Source organism: Stenotrophomonas sp. PS02297 (assembly GCF_029959705.1).
In the GTDB taxonomy this organism is placed as follows: Bacteria; Pseudomonadota; Gammaproteobacteria; order Xanthomonadales; family Xanthomonadaceae; genus Stenotrophomonas; species Stenotrophomonas nitritireducens.
The window spans coordinates 1-6,284 of the sequence record NZ_JASCOS010000161.1; the positions used below are offsets into that span (position 1 = coordinate 1).

Consider the following 6,284-nt stretch of genomic DNA (forward strand, 5'->3'; position numbering starts at 1 on the left):
ACCGGACCCCGCCTGTACGACCCGTGGCACGACAGCGGGCCGGGGGGCGCCGCGGCCGGCCGCGAAACCGCCGTCTACGACGTAGTGGGGCCGGTCTGCGAGACCGGCGACACCTTCGCCACCGCGCGCCAACTGCCGCGCTGCGAAGCCGGCGACCTGGTCGCGATCCTCGGCACCGGCGCCTATGGCGCGTCGATGGGATCGACCTACAACTCGCGTCCGTTGCCGGCTGAGGTGCTGGTGGACGGAGAGCGCTATGCGGTGGTGCGCCGCCGCCAGAGCTTCGACGAGATGCTGGCCGGCGAGCAGCCGGCTGCCGATTGGAGAAAAGCATGAAGAAGCGAGGAACCCGCGTGGAGGAACCAGCAACGAATGGGAGCCGGGTGACAGGCGGGCAGCGGGCTTTCCGCACCCTCTCGTCCCTCGCGCTGCTCCTCTCGTTCCTGCTCCTGTCCGCCTGCGCGCACCACAATCCGCTGGCGAAGTGGGAACGCTCGCCCAACTTCGACACGCGCCGGCCGGTGGTGGTGGTGCTGCACTACACCGCCGGCAAGACCGCTGAGGGCAGCCTGCGCACGCTGCAGACCGCCAACAGCAACGGCCCGGTCAGCGCGCATTACCTGCTGGGCAAGGACGGCACGCTGTACCAGCTGGTCGATGAAGACAAGCGTGCCTGGCACGCGGGCGATGGCCGCTGGGGCACCATCACCGATCTCAACTCGGCGTCGATCGGCATCGAGATCGACAACGACGGCTATACGCCCTTTCCGGACGTGCAGATCGAGAAGCTGATCGTGCTGCTGGACGACGTGACCCGGCGCCAGGGCATCCCGCGCGAGCAGGTCATCGGCCACGAGGATCTGGCGCCAGGACGCAAGATCGACCCGGGCCCGTTGTTCCCGTGGAAACGCCTGCACGACGCCGGCTTCGGCATCTGGCCCGACCCGGCCGCGGGCGATCCGCCGCCGGAGTTCGATGGCTGGCTGGCGATGGCGGCGATCGGCTATCCGCTCGACGACCGCGCCAACGCGCTCCAGTCCTTCCGCCATCATTTCCGTGGCATGCGCAGCCAGGGGGCCGAGCTCGACGCCGAGGACCTGCGCATCCTCTACGGCCTGAGCCGTCCGCTGCTGCGATCGCCGGCCGTGCCCGCGGCCGTTCCGGCGAATACGCCGTAGGTGCGAAACGGGAGCGGGCCGCCGGGCACTGGAAACATGTCGATGAAACCAATCCTGCTATGCCTCGCCCTGCTGTCGGGTACCGCCCATGCCGTGGCGGCTTCCGCGGACGCTGCGGCGTTCTACGACAAGGCCGTGCAACAGGCCTTCGAGCACTACCAGCTGCCCGGCATCGCGGTCGGCGTGATCGAGGACGGCAGGATCGTCCACGTCGCCACCCGTGGCGAGCTGGTGGCCGGCGAAGGGAAGGCGGTCGATGCCGGTACGCTTTTCAAGATCGCTTCCAATACCAAGGCGATGACCGCGGCGGTGCTGGCGCGGCTGGTGCAGGCCGGCCGCCTGCGCTGGGACGACCCGGTGACGAAGTACCTGCCGTCGTTCCGCATGTACGACCCGTGGGTGACGCGCAACATGCAGGTGCGCGACCTGCTGATCCACAACAGCGGACTGGGCCTGGGCGCCGGCGACCTGATGCTATGGCCGGAGCCGAACCATTTCACCCGCCAGGACATCATCGCCGGGCTGGCGCACCTCAAGCCGGCCGGCAGTTTCCGCGCCGATTACGCCTACGACAACCTGCTGTACGTGGTGGCGGGAGAGGTGGCCGCGGTCGCCGGCGGCAAGCCCTACGCGGAACTGGTGCGGCAGGAGATCTTCGCGCCGCTGGGCATGGACCGCTGCCAGGTCGGCGCGTGGTCGCCCGCGGCGGTGGGCGACGTCGCCCAGCCGCATTACCGCCGGGACGGGCGCAACGTGGTGGGCGGGCGCGATGGCGATGTCGTCGCGGATTTCCCGTCGATGGCCGCCGGCGGGGTGCGCTGCAGCCTCGACGACATGCTGCGCTGGATGCAGGCGCTGCTCGACCCGGCGCGGGTGCCGGACTGGCTGGACGCCACCCAGCGCCGCGCGCTGTGGACCGCGCACATGCCGATGCCCATCGGCCAGCGCCTGCGCGACTGGGACGGCACCCACTTCCTCGCCTACGGCTACGGCTGGCGTCTGTCGGACATGGACGGACAGTGGAAGGTGGCGCATACCGGCACGTTGTCGGGCATGTACTCGTCGCTGGCGCTGCTGCCGGACCGGCGCAGCGGCGCGGTCATCCTGATCAACGGCGAAGGCGAGGACGCGCGCACCGCGCTGATGCAGGCCCTGCTCAAGCGCCAGACCGCGCCTGCCGCGGGCCACGACGTCCTCCATTACGCCGGCCTGCTGGAACGGGAAAAGGCGCAGCGTCGTTCCGACGGCCATGGTCGCCCGGCCATGGCGCCGGCCGTCGCGGTCGCGGCGCGGAATTTCGGCGCCGATGCCGGCGTATGGGCCGATCCCTGGTTCGGTCAGGTCACGCTGTGCGCCGTTGGGAAGGGAATCGCTTTGGCCGCGTTGAAGTCGCCGGCCATGCGCGGCCGGGTCATGTCGTCCGCTGGCCGCCCCTGGGTGCAGTGGCAGGGGCTGGGCGAGGACGCGGAGGCGTGGCTGGAGTTTTCCGGGGACGGAGCGCAACGCACCCTGCGCCTGCGCGCCATCGATCCGGACATCGACTTCAGCTACGACTACCAGGACCTGGAATTCCACCGGGTCGGCGATTGTCCGTGAATGCGGCCGCGAAGCACGGCCGGATGCGCGGGTCGCATGCCGGCCATCCGCGCCGGTCATGCGTGATGGCAATGGAGGATGCGGCCTCTATTGTGCGGCGCATCACGAAAATATTTTATTTCCATAGCCTTGGGGTATGGGGAATAGTTTATTGACCACCGGATTCGGCACGTGTTAAACAGCTGTGAAGCCGGGTTGAACCGGGCGCGGATGCGCGGCCGGTGCTTCTTTCCAAGGGTCCGCACGATGCGACCGGCGGAGGAGGGAATCCCGGCGGACAGGCCTGCAGTCGGGCTTGGCATGGTGCAGGCCGGCGGACAGGGAGTCTCCCCGGTGCAGTGAAACCACGGAAGGAAAGGTGCGGCTGCCGGGGAGGTGGCGCGCATCCTGGTTGGATTGGCGGAATCGTGCCGCCCTTGAGGTTGGACCGATGGATGGTCGCCGTACCCCGCCGACGCGGGGATGGAAATGGGCCAGCATCGTTCCCGAAGCATCCCCCGTTACGCGTTCCCTTTGGAGAGAGAGAGCATGTCCGCCTTGTCACGTACCCCGCGGCTTCACCACTTGAGCGCGGCCCTGCTGCTGGCGCTCGGCAGCCCGTTGGCCGCCTTCGCCCAGACCCAGCCCGCAGCCGGCAATACCTCGCCGGAGGCGCGCACCCTCGACCGCGTTTCGGTCACCGGCTCGCGCATCCAGCGCACCGACGTCGAAGCCGCATTGCCGGTCACCATCATCCAGAAGGCCGAGATCGAGGCCCAGGGCATCACCTCGGCCGAGCAGCTGCTGCAGCAGCTGAACATCGCCAGCAGCGGCCCGGACAGCCTGGCCGCCAACAGCGGCATCGCACCTCCCGGCACGCGCGGCAACAACGGCGTTTCCGGCGCCAACCTGCGCGGCCAGGGCGCCGATGCGACCCTGGTGCTGCTCAATGGCCGCCGCGTCGCCGCGCACGGCCTGGCCGGCCAGGTGGTGGACCTGAACTCGATTCCGTTCGCCGCGATCGAGCGCGTGGAAGTGCTGCGCGACGGCGCCTCGGCCGTGTACGGCACCGACGCCATCGGCGGCGTGATCAACTTCATCACCCGCAACAACTACCAGGGCATCACCCTCAGCGCCGGCGCCGACGTGACCCAGGAAGGCGGCGGCAACATCTACCACAGCAGCCTGCTCGGCGGCTGGGGCGACCTGGACAGCGACCGCTGGAACGTGTGGGCGGCGCTGAACGTCAAGAAGAACAAGATCCTGCGCGGCAACCAGCGCGACTTCGTCAACAGCTTCCAGCCCGATCGCGGCCTGTCGCCGGATACGCGCGGCACGCCGTTCGCCAACATCGTCAGCGGCACCGGCAGCATCATCGGTGGCGGCCTGAAGGATCCTGGCAGCGGCCTGACCAAGACCACCATCAATACGCTGCGCCTGCCCGGCGGCGCCGGTTGCGAGAACGGCGGCGACATGATGGGCGACTACGGCGACAAGATCTGGGCCAGCCCCGGCGCCAGCTTCGGTTGCGCCTGGGACTACGGCCGCGCGCGCACCATCCAGCAGCCGGTGGATACCGTGCAGGGCATCGGCCGGGCCACGTTCAAGGTCGGCGACAACCATGAGTTCTTCGCCGAGTTCATGGGCTCCAAGGTGACTTCCAAGCGCCAGTTCGAGGCGCAGCAGATCACCACCAGCATCAATGCCACCGGAACCCAGCTCGACGCGTACGAACTGAACGCCAACACCAAGGCGACCTACGACGCGATCTACAACCAGCTGCACACCTACTTCGGCGACCAGGCCAACCTGGTTTACGGCAGCCCGATCGCCTACCGCTGGCGCTGCGAGATCTGCGGCCCGCGCCAGCTGGAGACCGAGACCAAGGCCTACCGCATGCTGTTCGGCATGACCGGCACCGTGGGCAGCTGGGACTACAACATCGGCCTGTCGCGCGCCGAAAGCCGCGCCCAGTCGGTGCTGGCCGGCGGCTACTACTACACGCCGCAGCTGAAGGCGGCACTGAAGAACGGCGTGCTCAACCCGTTCCTGATGCCCGGCCAGGACCAGTCCAAGGCGGCCTACGACGCGATGGCCGCGGCCGACGCCAGCGGCCTGCTGCTGTACAAGGGCGTGTCCAGCACGACGACGTTCGACGCCAGCTTCAGCGGCAGCCTCGGCTTCAAGCTGTGGGGCGCGGAAGACGTGCAGGCCGCGGCCGGCGTGGACATCCGCCGCGAGGAATACGAGTTCAGCGGCCCGTCGGAATGGGCGGCCGGCAACGCGTTCGTGTTCGGCGCGCCGGGCGATGCGGCCAACTACATGTCGCCCAAGCAGCGCAACGTCAAGGCGGTGTTCGCCGAGTTCAACCTGCCGGTGGTCGACAGCCTCGAGCTCAACCTGGCCGTGCGCCACGACCGCTATGACGGCTTCGGCGGCACCACCAATCCGAAGTACTCGTTCAAGTGGCAGCCGATCGACTGGCTGGTGTTCCGCGGCTCCTACAGCACCGGCTTCAAGGTGCCTGACTTCGCCAAGCTGTTCCGCGGCGTCACCGAGAGCCAGTACACCGGCCTGGACCTGGCCGACCCGGCGACCTGCCCGAAGGGCCAGTACAACCCGGACGTGGCCAGCTGCAGCGAACAGATCCGCCCGGACATCATCACCGGCGGCAACCCGAACCTGAAGCCGGAAGAGGCCAAGCAGCGCAGCGTCGGCTTCGTGCTGGCGCCGAACGGCAACTTCAACGTCAGCGTCGACTGGTGGGAGATCGAGCGCCTCAACACCATCCGCAGCGGCTTCAACCTGTCGACGATGACCGCGAACTACCCGCTGTATGCGTCCAACTTCATCCGCGACAGCAGCGGCAAGATCATCGCCATCGACCAGCGCTACATCAACACCGGCGGCACGCTGACCCGCGGCATCGAGCTGGACTCCAACCTGCGCGGCGACCTGGCCGGCGGCACCTGGAACGTCCACCTCAACGGCAACTACCTGGACACCTTCAAGACCAAGACCTTCGACAGCCTGCCCTACAGCGACAACCTGGTCGGCGAGTACGAGCGTTACTACAACCTGCCGATCAAGTGGAAGCACACGGTCAGCCTCGGCTGGGCCAAGGGCGACTGGACGCAGACGCTGACCCAGGTCTACCGTGGCGGCTACAAGGACTGGAAGCCGGGCGGCATCGTCAACGGCTACACCCCGCCGGCCTGGGACGGCAACGTCGATGCCTACGTCACCTACAACTACAGCCTGACCTGGTCCGGCATGGAGAACCTGAAGGCGACCTTCGGCATCCGCAACCTGCTCAACACCGATCCGCCGTTCACCGTCCGCTACCTGGACGACGGCGACGGCGCCGGCTGGGAAGCGCGCGTGGCCGACCCGCGCGGCCGTTCCTTCAACCTGCTGCTGGAGTACCGCTTCCAGTGACGTACCCCGGGGCCCGGTTTCCGGGCCCCGTTAGTGGGGGGCCCGGCCCCCCGCGGGGGCGCCGCCGGGGGGGCCCCGGGGGGGGGGGGGGCG

Annotated in this window: 3 protein-coding genes and 1 pseudogene; all 4 read left to right on the forward strand. The window is 68.5% G+C overall.

What is annotated here, in order from left to right; all coding sequences use genetic code 11:
- Positions 1-336 (forward strand): annotated as a pseudogene (locus QMX80_RS17825) (diaminopimelate decarboxylase); the annotation flags it as partial.
- Positions 333-1,178 carry an N-acetylmuramoyl-L-alanine amidase gene (locus tag QMX80_RS17830; RefSeq protein ID WP_082443687.1) on the forward strand — a complete coding sequence of 282 codons (846 nt, stop codon included), beginning with the start codon at positions 333-335 and terminating at the stop codon, positions 1,176-1,178. The pseudogene QMX80_RS17825 and the gene QMX80_RS17830, both read left to right, overlap by 4 nt.
- Positions 1,179-1,220: 42 nt before the next feature.
- Positions 1,221-2,774: a serine hydrolase domain-containing protein gene (locus tag QMX80_RS17835; RefSeq protein WP_282278510.1), complete on the forward strand. Its 1,554-nt coding sequence runs from the start codon at positions 1,221-1,223 to the stop codon at positions 2,772-2,774.
- A 564-nt stretch (positions 2,775-3,338) separates the two neighbouring features.
- A complete protein-coding gene (locus tag QMX80_RS17840; protein ID WP_282278512.1) occupies positions 3,339-6,191 on the forward strand; it encodes a TonB-dependent receptor in 2,853 nt (950 codons plus the stop codon).
- The last annotated feature ends 93 nt before the right edge of the window (positions 6,192-6,284 follow it).

Excerpts from the sequence above, each read along its gene's own strand:
- QMX80_RS17835 (WP_282278510.1), top strand. The coding sequence starts at position 1,221 with ATGAAACCAATCCTGCTATGCCTCGCCCTGCTGTCGGGTACCGCCCAT.
- QMX80_RS17830 (WP_082443687.1), top strand. The coding sequence starts at position 333 with ATGAAGAAGCGAGGAACCCGCGTGGAGGAACCAGCAACGAATGGGAGC.